This window comes from Olsenella sp. oral taxon 807, from assembly GCF_001189515.2.
Classification (GTDB): Bacteria; Actinomycetota; Coriobacteriia; order Coriobacteriales; family Atopobiaceae; genus Olsenella_F.
The window spans coordinates 2,087,936-2,104,775 of record NZ_CP012069.2 but is presented as its reverse complement, the minus strand read 5'-3'; the positions used below and the strand labels follow the sequence as shown (position 1 = coordinate 2,104,775).

Annotated in this window: 12 protein-coding genes and 5 tRNA genes; 15 read left to right on the top strand and 2 right to left on the bottom strand. The window is 60.7% G+C overall.

Annotation, left to right across the window (positions count from 1 at the left end; genetic code table 11):
- The first annotated feature begins 112 nt into the window (after nt 1–112).
- The 15 genes from ADJ70_RS08925 to ADJ70_RS08855 all read left to right on the top strand — a co-directional run bounded on the left by ADJ70_RS08925 (nt 113) and on the right by ADJ70_RS08855 (nt 14,446).
- Nucleotides 113–187: transfer RNA gene (locus tag ADJ70_RS08925), tRNA-Thr, on the top strand.
- A gap of 303 nt (nt 188–490) precedes the next feature.
- Nucleotides 491–574, top strand: a tRNA-Tyr gene (locus ADJ70_RS08920).
- 2 nt (nt 575–576) lie between these two features.
- A tRNA-Thr gene (locus tag ADJ70_RS08915) sits at nt 577–652 on the top strand.
- Nucleotides 653–679: 27 nt separating this feature from the next.
- A tRNA-Met gene (locus tag ADJ70_RS08910) sits at nt 680–756 on the top strand.
- 85 nt (nt 757–841) lie between these two features.
- Entirely contained in the window at nt 842–2,047 is a 1,206-nt protein-coding gene (gene tuf, locus ADJ70_RS08905) for an elongation factor Tu (protein WP_050340806.1), read from the top strand.
- A gap of 298 nt (nt 2,048–2,345) precedes the next feature.
- Nucleotides 2,346–2,495: a 50S ribosomal protein L33 gene (gene rpmG / locus ADJ70_RS08900; RefSeq protein WP_050340805.1), complete on the top strand. Its 150-nt coding sequence runs from the start codon at nt 2,346–2,348 to the stop codon at nt 2,493–2,495.
- 14 nt (nt 2,496–2,509) lie between these two features.
- Nucleotides 2,510–2,585: transfer RNA gene (locus tag ADJ70_RS08895), tRNA-Trp, on the top strand.
- Nucleotides 2,586–2,659: 74 nt separating this feature from the next.
- Nucleotides 2,660–3,043, top strand: coding sequence for a preprotein translocase subunit SecE (secE, locus tag ADJ70_RS08890; protein WP_050340804.1), 384 nt, complete (start codon nt 2,660–2,662; stop codon nt 3,041–3,043).
- Between the two features lie 3 nt (nt 3,044–3,046).
- Nucleotides 3,047–3,598 (top strand): transcription termination/antitermination protein NusG, encoded by a 552-nt coding sequence (nusG, locus tag ADJ70_RS08885; RefSeq protein WP_050340803.1) that lies wholly within the window; start codon nt 3,047–3,049, stop codon nt 3,596–3,598.
- Between the two features lie 97 nt (nt 3,599–3,695).
- The gene (rplK, locus tag ADJ70_RS08880) at nt 3,696–4,124 is read left to right on the top strand and encodes a 50S ribosomal protein L11 (protein WP_050340802.1); all 429 of its coding nucleotides are present in this window, start codon (nt 3,696–3,698) and stop codon (nt 4,122–4,124) included.
- A gap of 66 nt (nt 4,125–4,190) precedes the next feature.
- Entirely contained in the window at nt 4,191–4,898 is a 708-nt protein-coding gene (gene rplA, locus ADJ70_RS08875) for a 50S ribosomal protein L1 (RefSeq protein WP_050340801.1), read from the top strand.
- A gap of 266 nt (nt 4,899–5,164) precedes the next feature.
- Entirely contained in the window at nt 5,165–5,683 is a 519-nt protein-coding gene (gene rplJ / locus ADJ70_RS08870; protein ID WP_050340800.1) for a 50S ribosomal protein L10, read from the top strand.
- Nucleotides 5,684–5,779: 96 nt separating this feature from the next.
- Entirely contained in the window at nt 5,780–6,157 is a 378-nt protein-coding gene (rplL, locus tag ADJ70_RS08865; RefSeq protein ID WP_050340799.1) for a 50S ribosomal protein L7/L12, read from the top strand.
- A 277-nt stretch (nt 6,158–6,434) separates the two neighbouring features.
- Nucleotides 6,435–9,929, top strand: a complete 3,495-nt coding sequence (locus ADJ70_RS08860; protein ID WP_050340798.1) for a DNA-directed RNA polymerase subunit beta — start codon at nt 6,435–6,437, stop codon at nt 9,927–9,929.
- A gap of 5 nt (nt 9,930–9,934) precedes the next feature.
- Entirely contained in the window at nt 9,935–14,446 is a 4,512-nt protein-coding gene (locus ADJ70_RS08855; RefSeq protein WP_050340797.1) for a DNA-directed RNA polymerase subunit beta', read from the top strand.
- A gap of 256 nt (nt 14,447–14,702) precedes the next feature.
- On the opposite strand, the gene ADJ70_RS08850 is transcribed toward ADJ70_RS08855, so the two are convergent.
- Nucleotides 14,703–15,254: a glutathione peroxidase gene (locus ADJ70_RS08850; RefSeq protein ID WP_050344516.1), complete on the bottom strand. Its 552-nt coding sequence runs from the start codon at nt 15,252–15,254 to the stop codon at nt 14,703–14,705.
- Between the two features lie 143 nt (nt 15,255–15,397).
- Nucleotides 15,398–16,810, bottom strand: a complete 1,413-nt coding sequence (locus ADJ70_RS08845; RefSeq protein ID WP_253273158.1) for a lipopolysaccharide biosynthesis protein — start codon at nt 16,808–16,810, stop codon at nt 15,398–15,400.
- Nucleotides 16,811–16,840 lie beyond the last annotated feature (30 nt).

The following is a 16,840-nucleotide window of genomic DNA, read 5'->3' as shown; positions in this document are numbered from 1 at the left end:
CGCTGCCTACGTCTGGCCTCTGGCAGCGGCACTCAACCTCGGGCAACGATCTCCGTGTGGTCAAGAAGAAGTCTGGCGCAGCTACGCAGAAGGCGCTATCATAGACAAGTGCGCCGGTGTAGCTCAACGGTAGAGCCCTGGTTTTGTAAACCAGTTGTTGTAGGTTCGATTCCTATCGCCGGCTCCAGAGTCGAGGTCGGGCCGGGCAGCGTTGGTGCCCGGCCCCTTTGCTCGCTGTCGTAGGGGTGGGTGTGGGAACAAACTGATGCGTGCCTGCCTGTCGAGTGGCCGCCTTGTCCTTCCATCGATGTGCAGGAATCGTGGTATAGCTACGCCCGGCCGCGTGGAAGCGGTTGACACAGCCAGTTGCAGGTCGTACTATTTCCCCGCTTGTATGAGAGACTGCAGGATGCATGAGGCGCCGTCCGTGAGGGCATACGGCACCCTCGCACTTCCGGCTCGCTCATGCGGGTGGTTTGAAAATTGAAATGGGGATGTGGCACAGCGGCAACTGCGGCGGACTGTAAATCCGCTCCCTCTGGGTTCCTTGGTTCGAGTCCAAGCATCCCCACCAACGCCCGTGTAGCTCAGTAGGTAGAGCACTTCGTTGGTAACGAAGAGGTCACCAGTTCAAATCTGGTCGCGGGCTCCATTTCAATCTTCAAGGGCACGGCACCATGCCGGTGTAGCTCAGCTGGTTAGAGCACGCGGCTCATACCCGCGACGTCACTGGTTCGAATCCAGTCACCGGTACCATGGTTTCTCACGACGTTCCGGCGTCGTTTGGGATAAGGGATAACGCGTAGGATGGCCTGGGTTTCGGTTCATAAGGAGGACGGCAATGGCCAAGGAGAAGTTTGATCGTAGCAAGCCGCATGTAAACATCGGTACGATTGGTCACGTCGATCATGGTAAGACCACGCTGACCGCAGCCATCACGAAGGTCCTCTCTGAGCAGGAGGGCTGCAAGGCCGACTACACCGCCTTCGAGAACATCGACAAGGCTCCCGAGGAGCGTCAGCGTGGCATCACCATCTCTGTTGCCCACGTCGAGTACGAGACCTGGGAGCGCCACTATGCCCACGTTGACTGTCCTGGCCACGCGGACTACGTCAAGAACATGATCTCGGGTGCCGCCCAGATGGACGGCGCGATCCTCGTTATCGCTGCTACCGATGGCCCGATGGCTCAGACCCGTGAGCACATCCTGCTCGCCCGTCAGGTCGGCGTGCCCTACATCATCGTCTTTTTGAACAAGTGCGATATGGTCGATGATGAGGAGCTCATCGACCTCGTGGAGATGGAGACCCGTGACCTCCTCACCGAGTATGACTTCCCCGGCGATGACACCCCCATCATCCGCGGCTCCGCGCTGGGCGCTCTCAATGGTGAGCAGAAGTGGGTCGACTCCATCGTCGAGCTCATGCACACGGTTGACTCCTACATTCCCACGCCTGCCCGTGATAACGAGAAGCCCTTCCTCATGGCCATCGAGGACGTCATGACCATCTCGGGGCGAGGCACGGTCGTGACCGGCCGCGTCGAGCGCGGTCAGCTCAAGCTCAACGAGCCCGTCGAGATCGTCGGCATCAAGGAGACCCAGTCCTCCACGGCAACCGGTATCGAGATGTTCCGTAAGACCATGGACTTCTGTGAGGCAGGTGACAATGTGGGCGTGCTGCTGCGCGGTATCAAGCGCGAGGACGTCGAGCGTGGCCAGGTTCTCTGCAAGCCCGGCTCCGTCACCCCACACAAGGACTTCACCGGCGAGATCTACGTCCTGACTAAGGAAGAGGGTGGGCGTCACACCCCGTTCTTCTCCGGCTATCGTCCACAGTTCTTCTTCCGCACCACCGACGTCACGGGCGACATCAAGGAGCTTACCGATGCGAATGGTGCCAAGGTCGAGATGGCCATGCCCGGCGATCACGTGACGGTTACCTGCGAGCTCATTCACCCCATTGCCATGGAGCAGGGTCTGCGCTTCGCAATCCGCGAGGGTGGCCACACGGTCGGTGACGGTCGCGTCTCCACAATCACTGGATAGCCTGTCATCTCTGCCGATTGACGAGAAAAAGTAGGCCCGACGCCTTCGAGAGAAGGTGTCGGGCCTTTCATTGGACATGGTCGGGCGACAGACCGTGTAGGTCGTGCATCTTGACCAGCAGGCCAAAGAGGGCGTGACCCGTCGGCAGCTGACGTCCGAATTCGTCGGCATCTGATGGTTTTGTTAAGGGTCATTTCTGCAGGACCCCTAACTTGACAGATAAAAGAGACGAATGATAGCATATTCCATTGCGTCGCAGTCAATGAAGTATTGATGGCGGCTATCTACAGGAGGATTCATGCGCACAATGGTCACTCTCGCCTGCACCGAGTGCAAGCGTCGTAACTACACAACGTATAAGAACAAGAGCAACACTCCCGATCGCATGGAGATGAAGAAGTATTGCCCGTGGTGCCATAAGCACACCGCCCATAGAGAGACCCGCTAGAATAGGGTCCTCACACGCCAGTAGTTCAACAGGTAGAGCGTCGGTCTCCAAAACCGAAAGTTGAGGGTTCGAGTCCTTCCTGGCGTGCCAGCTAACACCACCGGCTATCCCTTTGGGGTTAGCCGGTTTCTATGAAGAGGGAAGTCTTAGAGGAGCTTACCAGCATGGCGAAGAAGGAGCGACAGAAGAGAAGCGCCCGCCAGGAACGTCAGCAGAAGCGTGCCGAGCGCGAGGCTCAAAAGGCCGCTGCCACCGATAAAGGCCCTGGCTCCTCCAAGAAGGCTGCCAGGGCCAAGGATGATGATGCGGCGGCTAAGAAGGGTAGCCAGTCCGCAAAGCTGGCCAAGACCAAGAAGAAGGGGCGCATTCGCAGCTACTTCTCGGGCGTTCGCACGGAGCTTCGGCGTGTGCAGTGGCCAAGTCGACCAGAGCTCATTAACTACTCGGTGGCAGCCATCGTTATGCTCATCGTCGTCGGTGTGGTCGTGTATATTGTTGACCTTGGCTTCGTCAACCTGTTCAGGCTCTACACCGGGCTGAGGGGGTAGGTGATGGCTAAGCGTTGGTACGTGATCCATACCTACTCGGGCTACGAGAACAGGGTCAAGACGGACCTCAATCAGCGCATCGAGACCTACGGCATGGAGGACAGGATAGTAGACATTCAGATCCCGACCGAGGAGGTCACCGAGATCAAAGATGGTGGCAAGCGTGAGACCAGAGAGGTCAAGGTCTTTCCGGGCTACGTCCTTGTCCGCATGGAGCTCGATGACGAGACCTGGAGCGTTGTGCGCAACACGGCGGGTGTCACAGGCTTCGTGGGTTCCGAGGGCAATCCCGTGCCCCTGCGTCGCAGTGAGTTCAACAAGCTCATGGGTCGTGGTCGCGACTCGCAGTCTGCGGAGACAAAGCGTGCGACTGTGACCACGAGTCTTGAGCCCGGCATGCCGGTCAAGGTCGTGAGCGGTCCTCTGGCAGACTTCACGGGTGAGGTCTCTGAGGTCATGCTCGAGTCAGGTAAGGTAAAGGTCATGCTCGCGATCTTTGGGCGCGAGACACCCGTCGAGCTTACGCTTGACCAGGTGAGTACGAGGCTCAAGTAGCGCCGTCCAAGGAGTTCGCGCCAGTCCCGTATCGGTGAGGATTGCTTCTCGGGGCTGCGTCACATAGAGGTAAACGCACAGTCAAGGAGAAGACACTATGCCCGCAAAGAAGGTCGCCCACTTCATAAAGCTCCAGATCCCCGCCGGCCAGGCCAACCCTGCCCCTCCCGTCGGACCGGCCCTTGGTGCCGCCCAGGTCAATATCATGCAGTTCTGCCAGGCTTTCAATGCTGCCACGCAGGACAAGGCCGGCGACATCATTCCGGTCGAGATCAGCGTCTATGAGGATCGCAGCTTTGACTTCATCACCAAGACTCCCCCTGCCGCCCAGCTCATCAAGAAGGAGCTTAAACTCAAGAGCGGTTCGGGCGTTCCTCAGCGTGACAAGGTGGGTGAGCTCTCCCAAGAGCAGCTGACCAAGATCGCCGAGATCAAGATGCCGGACCTCAACGCCAATGACATCGAGGCGGCCAAGAAGATCGTGGCGGGCACCGCCCGCTCCATGGGCGTGACGATCGCGCAGTGAACCCAGACATCGAGGGAGGGCACAGGCCCGTCTGACCTCGCACCTGCCTACAGGAGGTAAAAAGCTATGCCAAAGCACGGAAAGAAGTACAATGCGGCCGCAGCCAAGGTCGAGAGGGGCACGCACTACAGCCCGCTTGCGGCGATGCGCCTCGTCAAGGAGCTCTCCGCCGCGAAGTTCGACGAGACCGTCGAGGTCTCCGTCCGCCTCGGCGTTGACACCCGCAAGGCCGACCAGAACGTTCGCGGTTCCATTAGCCTGCCTAACGGCACCGGCAAGAGCGTTCGCGTCGCGGTCTTTGCCGAGGGCGCCAAGGCCGAGGAAGCCAAATCTGCCGGCGCTGACATCGTGGGTTCCGATGACCTTATCGCCGAGATCCAGCAAGGCACCATCAACTTCGACGCGGTCATCGCTACGCCCAACCTCATGGGTAAGGTCGGGCGTCTTGGCCGTATCCTCGGCCCCCGCGGTCTCATGCCCAACCCCAAGCTCGGTACCGTCACGATGGACGTCGAGAAGATGGTCGGCGAGCTCAAGGCTGGGCGGGTCGAGTACCGCGCCGACCGCTATGGCATCTGCCACGTTCCGGTGGGCAAGGTCTCCTTCACGGCCGAGCAGCTCGCCGAGAACTACGGCACCCTCTTTTCCGAGCTTTTGAGGGTGAGGCCCTCCACCGCAAAGGGCCGCTATGTTAAGTCCGTCGCCGTATCTTCGACGATGGGCCCTGGTATCAAGATAGATCCCGCCGTCACCCGTGACTTCATGACGGCATAGCGTACGCCGCTGCGGTCTCTTGACGAGGAGGGCAGCAGCTGCGATACTAGGGAAGCTCGAAAGAGCTGTTTGAAACACTGCACGTCCGCTGCCAAAGACAGCCGGTGCCGTAAGGCTTAAAGGGGAAGCCCGCCTGCCGAGGTGGTCTCAGAGCTAACGTATCTCGAGGACCCCGCTTTGGCTTCTGCCCGAGCGGGGTCCTTGCTATGTGAGGGCCCGCCGCGTCGGCGGCGCGTGCCCGACAGCGTGCGAAGGAGGTGTACCACATGCCAAACAAGAACAACGTCGCGATGCTCGAGAAGGTCAGCGAGTCACTGGACAACTCCAAGGGGGTCTTTGTGATCGACTATCGGGGCCTTTCCGTCAAGGAGACCCAGGGGCTTCGCCGTGCCCTCACCGAGGCCGGCGCTCACATGAAGGTGTACAAGAACAACATCGTCAAGATCGCCCTCAAGAACGCCCAGCTACCCGAGATCGAAAACCTCGAGGGGACCTGCGCCTATGTCTTCTTCGAGAAGGATCCCGTCGATGCTGCGAAGGTCATCAAGAAGCAGTCGGAGAGCCTGCGAAAGATCGAGTGGGTTGGCGGTATCGCCGATGGCAACGCCCTCTCTGCAGAGGACGCAAGGGCCTACGCGGATCTCGCGAGTCGCGAGGAGCTCATGGCTCAGCTGGTCTATGTCGTCGCAAGCCCGCTCAGGGGTATCGTATCCGTTGCGGCCGGTCCTGCCCGTGGCCTGGTCACGGCGCTCGACGCGCTTGCGGAGCAAAAGAGCGCCGCATAGACCCACTGCGGGCACGTCGGGTTTTAAGTCCGCACCACCGTTTGTTCGAGACTACCAGGGGTATCCAAGGAAGTTGCCCCATGAAGGAGAATTGACATGGCTGTCACCAAGGAAGAGATCATTGAGGCCCTCAAGGAGATGCCCGCCCTCGAGCTTTCTGAGCTCGTCCATGAGCTGGAGGACGTCTTTGGCGTCTCGGCCGCCGCACCCGTCGCCGTAGCCGCCGCCCCGGCGGCCGCCGACGCGGCACCTGCCGAGGAGAAGACCAACTTCGACGTCGAGCTTACCTCGTTCGGTTCCAACAAGATCGCCGTCATCAAGGTCGTCCGCGCCCTGACCTCCTATGGTCTGAAGGAGGCCAAGGATGCCGTCGAGGCTGCTCCCAAGGTCATCATCGAGGGGGCCAAGAAGGAGGACGCCGAGGCCGCCAAGAAGCAGCTCGAGGAGGCTGGTGCCGAGGTCACCCTCAAGTAGCTTGCGTACGCATTCGCACGGGCCCTGGCACACCAGGGTCCCTGGGGCCGGGTCCTCGGACTCGGCCCTTCGTCTGCGGTCGAATCGTGTGGAACACCACACGATGCTCACAATTAAAATCGATGACGTGCAGGTAGAGGCAGTATGCACCTCTTGGAGACCAGCCATGAGCCTGTGGGGGAATCGCTGTTTGACCAAGCGTGCACGCTTTGTTATTCTAATACGCTGCACTACTGCCAAACTGCCGCCTTGTTTCATGTAAGGAAGGAAGTGCCCGGTGCCTACCGCAACGTCTTCCAATGTCGCCCCAAAGATGCAGCGTGAGCGCATTAGCTTCAGCAAGATTCCACCGACGATGGAACTTCCCAACCTCATCTCCGTTCAGAAGGAATCCTTCGAGCGCTTCATGGGAGAGGGCTTGTCAGAGTCCTTCGCCGAGTTCTCGCCCATCGAGGATGCCACCAAGACCATGGAGGTCACCTTTGGCGACCACATGTTTGGCGAGCCGCCCGAGTCCATCGCCAGCTGTGTCGCCAAGGACTTCACGTACAAGGCGCCGATGCTCGTTGGCGTGCGCTTTGTCAACAAGTCGACTGGCGAGATGAAGGAGCAGCTCGTCTTCATGGGCGACTTTCCGCTCATGACCGACCGTGGTACCTTCATCATCAAGGGTATCGAGCGCGTCGTCGTATCGCAGCTCGTCCGCTCTCCCGGCGTGTACTTTGCCAGGGAGCTGGACAATGGCGTTGAGGTCTGCCGCGTGCAGTTCATCCCCGCCCGTGGTGCGTGGCTCGAGTTCGAGGTTGACAAGCACGGCCATCTTGTGGTCTCTATTGACCGCAAGCGTCGCCAGAGCGCGACGGTACTCCTGAGGGCCTTGGGCATCGCCGAGAGCGATGACGAGATACTAAACCTTCTGGGTGACTCCGAGGTCGTACGCTCGACCATCGAGCGCGACGTCGCGACCAATCGTGACGACGCCCTCCTGGAGATCTACCGTCGTCAGCGCCCGGGTGAGCCGCCCACGAGGGACAACGCCGCCGCGCTCCTCGATGGCATGTACTTCAGCAGCCAGCGCTATGACCTTGCCAAGGTCGGCCGTTATAAGATAAACAAGAAGCTTGGCCTTGACATTGACGCGACCGAGCGCGTCCTTACGAGCGAGGACATCGTGAGCGCACTTCGTTACCTGCTCGCGCTGCACGATGGCGACCCGACCAAGACCGTCGATGACATCGACCACTTTGGTAACCGTCGTGTCCGGACGGTGGGCGAGCTCGTACAGAACCAGTTCCGCATTGGCATGAGTCGCATGGAGCGTGTCATCCGCGAGCGCATGGTCTCGCAGGACCCCGACGACATCACGCCCAACTCGCTCATCAACATCCGGCCGATCGACGCTGCCATCAAGGAGTTCTTCGGCTCCTCGCAACTCTCGCAGTTCATGGACCAGGCCAACCCGCTCTCGGGCCTCACGCACAAGCGTCGCCTCTCTGCTCTCGGTCCCGGCGGCCTCGCCGGCCACAAGTCCGGTTCCAGCCGTCGTACCAACGTGCCGACGGCCGTCCGTGACGTCCACAACTCGCACTACTCGCGCATGTGCCCCATCGAGACGCCCGAGGGTCCCAACATCGGCCTCATCGGCTCTCTGGCGCTCTATGCGCACGTGAACAGGTATGGCTTCATCGAGACGCCGTACCGTCGCGTCGAGGCGGGCGTCGTGACCGACACAATCGACTGGATGACCGCCGACGAGGAGGAGAGCCACGTCATCGCTCCCGCGACGACGCCCGTCGATCCTGCGACCGGTCGCTTCGTGCGCACCAACGCCGAGGGCGAGACCGTCCAGGCCGACTACGTCATCGCGCGCACCAAGAACTTCGACGGCAGCTTTGGCGCACCTGCGCAGGTTGACGTCGCGGAGGTCGACTACATGGACGTCTCGCCCAGGCAGCTCCTCTCCGTCGCGGCCAACCTCATCCCCTTCCTCGAGCACGATGACGCGAAGCGCACCCTCATGGGTGCCAACATGCAGCGCCAGGCCGTGCCTTTGATCAGGAGCCATGCGCCCTTGGTCGGTACAGGCCTCGAGCGTGCAGCCGCCCATGACTCCGGCGAGCTCATCTGTGCCCACGAGGCTGGCACCGTGACCGAGGTCGATGCCTCGCACGTGGTCGTGACCTCGGACAAGACCGGAGAGTCAGAGCGCTACGACCTTCCCAAGTACGAGCGCTCCAACCAGAGTACCTGCATCAACCACCGCCCGGTGGTATGTCTGGGCCAAAAGGTCCAGATGGGCGAGGTCCTCACAGACTGCACGTCCGTCGACCACGGCGAGCTCGCCTTGGGAGCTAACCTTACCGTGGCCTACATGCCTTGGGAGGGCTACAACTACGAGGACGGCATCATCGTCTCCGAGCGTGTCGTTCAGGAGGATCTGCTGACGTCCATCAACATCTCGAAGCACGAGATCGAGGCACGCGACACCAAGCTCGGCCCCGAGGAGATCACGCGCGAGATCCCCAACCAGTCCGAGGAGATGCTCGCCAACCTCGACGACGAGGGCATCATCCGCATCGGCGCCGAGGTCGGGCCTGGCGACATCCTGGTGGGCAAGGTTACGCCCAAGGGCGAGACGGCACTCACCGCCGAGGAGAGGCTGCTCAGGGCCATCTTTGGCGCGAAGGCGCATGACGTGCGCGATACCTCGCTGAGGATGCCCCATGGCGCCTACGGTCGCGTCGTCGACGTCGTGCACTTTAGCCGCGATGCGGGCGCAAAGCTCTCGCCGGGTACCAACGACCAGATCCGCGTCTTCGTCGCCCAGCGTCGCAAGATCCAACAGGGTGACAAGGTCGCCGGGCGCCACGGCAACAAGGGCGTCGTCTGCAAGGTCCTACCTGTCGAGGACATGCCCTACATGGTCGACGGCACCCCTGTTGACGTCCTACTCGATCCCCTGGGCGTCCCCTCCCGCATGAACGTGGGGCAGCTCATGGAGTGCCACCTCGGCTGGGCTGCAGCTCATGGCTGGGATACCGAGAGCGACAACTCCGATAGGGTCGTCGAGGGGGACATGCTTGTCGCCACACCACTCTTTGACGGTGCCACCGACAAAGAGGTGGCTGAGGCGCTGCGCCGCACCAACATCAACATGATGAATAGGGCGAGGCGTGACTTTGGCGAGCACATGAGAAAGGAGTTCGTCCCGCAGCTCCACGAGGGCAAGACCATCCTCTATGACGGCCGCACCGGCGAGCCTTTTAAGAACCCCATCACGGTGGGCACGAGCTACATCCTCAAGCTCGGCCATATGGTGGACGATAAGATCCACGCACGCTCGACCGGTCCGTACAGCCTCGTCACCCAGCAGCCGCTCGGTGGCAAGGCGCAGTTTGGTGGCCAGCGCTTTGGCGAGATGGAGGTCTGGGCCCTCTATGCCTACGGCGCCTCCAACGTCCTGCAGGAGATCCTCACGGTCAAGTCGGACGACACCAACGGGCGCGTGAAGACCTACGAGGCCATCGTCAAGGGTGAGAACGTCCCTGCGCCTGGCATCCCGGAGTCCTTCAAGGTGCTCGTCAAGGAGATCCGCTCGCTTGCCCTGGACATCAAGCCCATCAAGTACAAGAACCCCAACAGCGTCCCCGCCGCAGAGGAGGTCCCCCAGGATAGTGTGGAGGTTCTCTCATCTGCAGAGAGCGTGGACGACCTTGTGGGTGACGTGGCCGATGAGATCCTGGCCATCGCCGCCGATGATGATAAGGAGTAGCGAACGTGGCAGATTTCGATTCCACCGATTTCGACGCGATCAAGATTTCGCTTGCATCCTCCGACGAGATTCGCAAGTGGTCCAGGGGCGAGGTCAAGAAGCCCGAGACCATTAACTACCGTACGCTGAAGCCCGAGAAGGACGGCCTCTTCTGCGAGAAGATCTTTGGTCCCTCCAAGGACTGGGAGTGCTCCTGCGGCAAGTACAAGGGTATTCGCTTCAAGGGCATCGTCTGTGAGCGCTGTGGCGTTGAGGTTACGAGCGCCAAGGTGCGTCGTGAGCGCATGGGCCACATCGAGCTCGCCGCTCCCGTGAGCCATATCTGGTACTTCAAGAGCCCCACGAGCTTCCCGCTCTCGCGCCTTCTGGATATCAAGACCAAGGACCTCGAGAAGATCCTCTACTTCGCAAGTTACGTGATCACCTCCGTGGACGCAGAGGCCCGTGAGGTCGATGCCGAGACCCTCAAGGAGGAGCTGGCAGCCGACATCGAGGAGCTCGATGCCGAGCGTGACGACGAGATCGAGCGTCTCAAGGCCCAGGGCGAGGCCTCCGAGGCCGAGGGCATAGAACCCCTCTCTGCCGACGAGATCAGCATGGGCATCGCTGACCTCAGGGAGGAGTACGAGGAGGAGAAGCAGCTTCGCAAGGAGGCCTTCAACAAGTTCATGCAGCTCGAGGAGGGCGAGCTCATCTCGGACGAGAGCCTCTTCACCGAGATGAGGCGCTATTACGCCATCTACTTCAAGGGCGGCATGGGCGCCGAGGCCGTGCGCGAGCTTCTGCGCAGCGTTGATCTCGACAAAGAGGCGGAGGAGCTGCGCGCCACCGTCGTCTCGGAGGAGGCTCAGAAGCAGCGAAAGGAGAAGGCCGTCAAGCGTCTTGAGATCGTGGACGCCTTCCTCAAGGGCGGCAATGATCCGGCTGACATGATCTTGGACGTTATTCCCGTGATCCCACCCGATCTGCGTCCCATGGTGCCGCTCGACGGTGGTCGTTTTGCCACCTCAGACCTCAACGACCTCTACCGCCGCGTCATCAACCGCAATAACCGCCTCAAGCGCCTGCTCGACCTTGACGCTCCCGCGATCATCGTCAACAACGAGAAGCGCATGCTGCAGGAGTCCGTGGATGCCCTCTTCGACAACGGGCGCCGGGGCCGTGCCGTCACGGGGCGCGGCGGGCGCACCCTGAAGTCGCTCGCCGAGTCCCTCAAGGGTAAGCAGGGGCGTTTCCGCCAGAACCTGCTCGGAAAGCGCGTCGACTACTCGGGCCGCTCGGTCATCGTCGTCGATCCCACGCTCAAGCTGCACCAGTGCGGCCTGCCCTCCTCCATGGCGCTCGAGCTCTTCAAGCCCTTCGTCATGCGTCGCCTCGTCGACCTCCAGGAGATCGGCAAGCTCAAGATAGACAACATCAAGGCCGCCAAGCGCGCCATCGATCGACGTGCCCCCGAGGTCTGGGATGTCCTCGACGAGGTCATCAAGGGGCGCCTGGTGCTCCTGAACCGCGCACCGACGCTGCACCGCCTGTCCATCCAGGCTTTCGAGCCCGTCCTCGTGGACGGCGAGGCCATCCACCTGCATCCGCTCGTCTGCGCGCCCTTCAACGCGGACTTCGATGGCGACCAGATGTCGGCTCACGTGCCCCTCTCGACCGAGGCGCAGACCGAGGCCCGCGTGCTGATGCTCTCGATCAACAACCTTCGCTCGCCCGCGTCCGGCAAGGTGCTCACCGTTCCCTCACAGGACATGGTCATAGGCACCTACTTCCTGACGACGGCCAAGGATGGCGTCGTGGGTGAGGGACGCGTCTTCTCGAGCCTTGCCGACGCCCTGCACGCCTATGAGTGCAGCGTCGACGAGGGTCGGCAGGCCGACGTCTCGTCGCATAACCCGCTGGACATCCAGGCCAAGATCAGTGTGCGCGTGAGCGCCAAGGATGCCAACGTCGAGGTGGGCGGCAGGAAGTACTTCCGTGTGATGGAGGACACGGGCGGGGCCGATGGCAAGCGGGTCGAGCAGCATGACTATGATGTCACCGAGCGGCCCGTCCGCTTTGTGACGACGGCCGGCCGCATCATCCTCAACCGTCACTGCCTGCCCACGAATTATCCCTTCATCAACTACAAGATGTCCAAGGGGGATATCTCGAGGCTGGTCAACGACTGCTGCGATCGCTACAGCACCGCCCGGATAGAGACCATTCTCGACGCCATCAAGCAGACGGGCTTTCATTACGCGACCGTGGCGGGGCTGTCCGTCTCCGTGTGGGACGCGGCCATCCCCAAAGACAAGCCCGAGCTCATTGATGAGGCCCAGAACAAGGTCGATCGCATCAACGGTCTCTACGAGAAGGGCCGTCTCTCCGAGATCGAGCGCCATGGCGAGGTCGTCAAGGTCTGGACGGACTGTGCCGACACCTTGGGCGAGAAGATGCTCACGGGCTTTAGCGAGGAAAACCCCATCTTCATGATGGCCGACTCGGGAGCGCGTGGCTCCAAGACGCAGCTGCGCCAGCTCGCGGGCATGCGCGGCCTCATGGCCGACATGTCGGGTGACACGATCGATTTGCCCATCAAGGCAAACTTCCGCGAGGGTCTGCAGCCTCTTGAGTACTTCATCTCGACCTACGGCGCACGCAAGGGTCTCGTGGATACGGCCTCTCACACCTCTGACTCCGGTTACCTTACCCGACGTCTTGTCGATGTGGCACAGGACGTCATCGTGCGCGAGGAGGACTGCGAGACCGACGAGGGCGTGACCTACGAGCTCATCAAGGTCGAGGACAAGAAGCGTGTGAAGAACATCGATCTCGTCGGACGCTGCGTCCTGAGCGATGTCATCGACCCAAAGACCGGTGAGGTCCTCATCGCCAAGGATAACTACATTGGCTCCGAGGCCGACATCGATCTCTTGCTTGAACACGGCATCGAGAAGGTCGAGCTCAGGGCCCTGCTCACCTGCCGTTCAAAGTACGGGGTCTGCCAGAAGTGCTACGGCTGGGACCTCTCAACGAGGCGTCCCGTCAGCATCGGTACCTCGGTGGGCATCATCGCCGCACAGTCCATCGGTGAGCCCGGAACCCAGCTCACGATGCGGACGATCCACTCGGGCGGCGTCGCCGGCGCGAGCGACATCACGCAGGGCCTGCCGACTGTCGCGCGCATGTTCGACGTCGTCGGTAACGTCAACGAGAAGATACTGGGACGCGAGGCGGATCTCGCCCCCTATACGGGTGTGCTGCAGGTCACGACCGAGCAGGCCGAGAAGACGCTGCGCATCCTCTATCCTGAGGACCACAGCCGCATCCTCGCCGAGTGGCAGGTGCCGGCCTCCGTCTCGTTCACACCGGCCATCAAGGAGGCCGTCGAGAATGACCAGGAGGTGGAGGTTAGCGCCGGCGACCAGCTTACCGAGGGCTTCGTGAACTTCCGCAAGCTCCGCAAGCTCACGGGCATTGAGTCTACGATGCACACCTTCGTGAGGTCGGTCAAGAACGTCTACACCTCCCAGGGTGTCGAGCTCAACGACAAGCACATCGAGGTCATAGCCCGCCAGATGCTTCGTCGCGTTCAGGTCACGAACCCCGGTGACTCCACCTACCTACTCGGCCAGTACGTCGATCGCTACGCCTTCGCCGACACGGTTCGCAACATCACGCTTGCCGGAGGGGTTCCCCCCGAGGCCGAACCGGTCATCCTCGGAACCCTCAAGGTCGCGAGCTCCATCGACTCGTGGCTCTCGAGCGCGTCGTTTATCCGTACCGCCGGCGTCCTTACCGAGAGTGCCATCAAGGGTGAGGTGGACCACCTTTTGGATCTTAAGTCCAACGTTATCGTCGGCAAGAAGATCCCGGCTGGCACGGGCCTTCGAGCCTATGATGACGTCGAGCTCACCTATAACGGCAACAAGCTGACCATAGCGGCGAAGGCCGACACGAAGCCGCTGCCCGAGTCCGCCCCAGACTTCCTCAAGGACGTCGAGGAACAGCTTCCCAAGAAGGCCGAGTGGATCGACGGAGACTTTGGGTACGGTGGCTACTCCAAGAACGGCCGCACCCTCACCAACGACGAGGCCAAGCTCTACCTGTACGACGACCTTGAGGTGTCGCAGCGCTGGACCAACAAGTTCAGCGAGGTCGGCATCGAGACCGTAGGGGACCTCATCGGCAAGACCGAGGATGACCTGCTGCGCATCGACGGCATCGGTGCAAAGGCAATCGAGGAGCTGCGTGACGGTCTCGAAGCCCATAACCTCCTCTTCATCCTCGAGCCCGATGAGGATGAGGCGGACAGCGAGGACCTCTCTCAACTTTTGAACATGGTGTTCTCGCCTGACGCAGGTAACGACATCATGCTTGGGTCCGCCGTTCCCCCCACGCACAGCTCCGATGATGAACTTATCGGTGGCAGCGACATTAAAAGTGGCGATCAGGTCATCAATGAGGACTTGGGGTCGCTACAGGACCTTCTCTCCCAGGTCGAGAGGGGCGACGGTGACGAGAAGCTTGAGTAGGAAGCTCTAGAGTAGACCCAAGCTTTCATGACATTCACTCATAAGAGACCCCGGCTACCTGCCGGGGTCTCTCTTCTCGGGCGGTACCTCAAACGTACCTTCTGGCGGTACCCTCCGTGGCGGTGCCTCGAACGTGCCCCAGAATCTGCGGGGCACTATCAGGGTTGCATTTGCCCAGATAAGGTCTTTTTGCACGTGCCCCAGAGATTCTGGGGCACTAACGTACGAACGCAAAGGCCGCTACCGGAACCTTGCGCTAGAGCAGCTCCTCCACCGCAGGCCTGACGACGGCATCGACGTCGGCCGTAGGCTCGAAGCGTCTGACGACGTTGCCCGCCCTATCGATGAGGAACTTGGTGAAGTTCCATTTGATGTCTGGCGTGAGCCTCCAATTAGGGTCGGCCTTATCGAGGATGCCTGTCAGGATCGGCGTGATCCTGTGCGTGGGGTCAAAGCCCGTGAACCCCTTCTGCTTCTTGAGCCACTGGAAGAGGGGATCTGCCCCTTCGCCGTTGACTTCAACCTTGCCAAACTGCGGAAAGGTGACGCCAAAGCGACCCGTGCAGAAGCTGTGGATCTCATCGGCAGTCCCGGGGGCCTGCTGGCCAAACTGATTGCAGGGAAAGTCGAGGATCTCGAGGTCCTTGTCTTTGTCCCTCTCATAGAGCTTCTGTAGGTCGGCGTAGGTGGGAGTGAAGCCACACTCGGTTGCCGTGTTGACGATTATCAGGACCTTGCCCTTGTAGTCGGCGAGCGAGACGTCTTTGCCCTCGCGGTCCCGTACGGTGAAGTCATAGATACTTACCATGTAAACCTCCTCTGTCTCGTGATTGGTACTCATGCCCATGCACGATTGATACCTCATGGCTTTCATACCCACATGAAGTAACGTTCTCTCACACGTCGGGAAGGTCCATTTAATGTTTTTGTTCAACCTATAGTGTCGACAGGCTAGCCATTCTTGCGAATCATCACATACTGTACGACGAGCATCACGAAGAGCGCTGCCATCGAGAGCAGGTAGGCATAGACCGCCCCGTCGAACCCGATGGTCGTGACGAGTGTGATGCTGAGAACGCCCGCGACGCCAAAGGCAATGAGGTAGATGCGCGTCGCCGTCTCTTGGCGACGCAGCACCGTGATGATCTGGTACAAAAAGTCAATCACGGCCGTCATGCCGCCCGCTATGGTCATGAGGTAGAGCTGTGTGCGGTACGCCTCGAAGTCCGTGCCGTAGAGCAGACTCAACAGCGCTACACCGACAGTTGCGTTGAAGGCGAACATCGCTGCTGTGATGAGCGCGGCTACGCCGGTTATGGCAAGTATGATGAGGTCGAAGCGCTTTCTGTGGCTAGGATTTGACCAGATGTTCGCAAGTCTCACAAGCTGTGGCTTGTAGACAAGCCCTACCGCCATCGTGATGCCCTGTGCCGAGAAGTAGATCGTGTTGAAGTAGAGTTGGTAGTCGTAGGGCAGTGTCCCCTCCATGGCGAACTTGGGAACCGTCTCGATGAGAGAGAAGAGAAAGGTCGCCAGGAAGGTCGGGAAGCACTCGACGAAGATCTCCCTGATCTCGAGCAGCTCCCAGCCGCGTGAGCGCTCCGTCTCGAAGTAGGTGAGCGGGATCGTGAAGAGCACGAGTGAAAGTGTCGCCGCGATAGCCATGCCGATGCAGGCAAGCGAGACGGACCTGGTGGCGAGCAGTGCGACAGAGAAGGTGATGATCGCGAGGACGCAGCGTAGCACCTGTGACGCACCACCCAGCCAAAGCTTGTCCTGCTGCTGCAGGCGCCCCTCGTAGACGTCGGCGAGCGAGTCTACGGTGCGGAAGGCGAAGGTGCCAAAGCAGATCCAGAGCAGTTCGCCGGCGTAGCCACGAAGCGAGCAATACAGGTACCCCACACCCACCATGAGGATGCAGGTGAGTACCCGCTGTATCTGGTAGGCGCCAAAGGAGTCCATCTCGTCGACGTCCGAGACCTGGTAGGTGCGCACCCCATACATGCCTACGAACTGGATCAGGTTCGCATAGACGAAGGCCATCGAGAACATGCCGGCCCCCTCGGTGCCGACGAGCTGTGACGCGACCATCGTGAGCAGCGGAAAGAGAAAGCCCCACACGCCAAAGCCCACGCTGTTGAAGACGTAGTCCCGTGTGGTTCGGTGTGCCGCGTAGCGAGCGGTCTGGTTGGCGAGCGAACCGGAGAACACGGCCCCGATGAGCCGATCCCACCACTGGTTGGCAAGACGGACAACCATGGGCGGTCGAGCTCGGTTCTCGTCTTGGACCGCTCGCGCGTTTCGCACCCGTCCGTTGGTCGTCCGCACGGCGTCTCTCGCGCTTCTCTTAAATAAACCTGGCATGCTCACACTCCTGCTTTCGCCCTTCTCTCG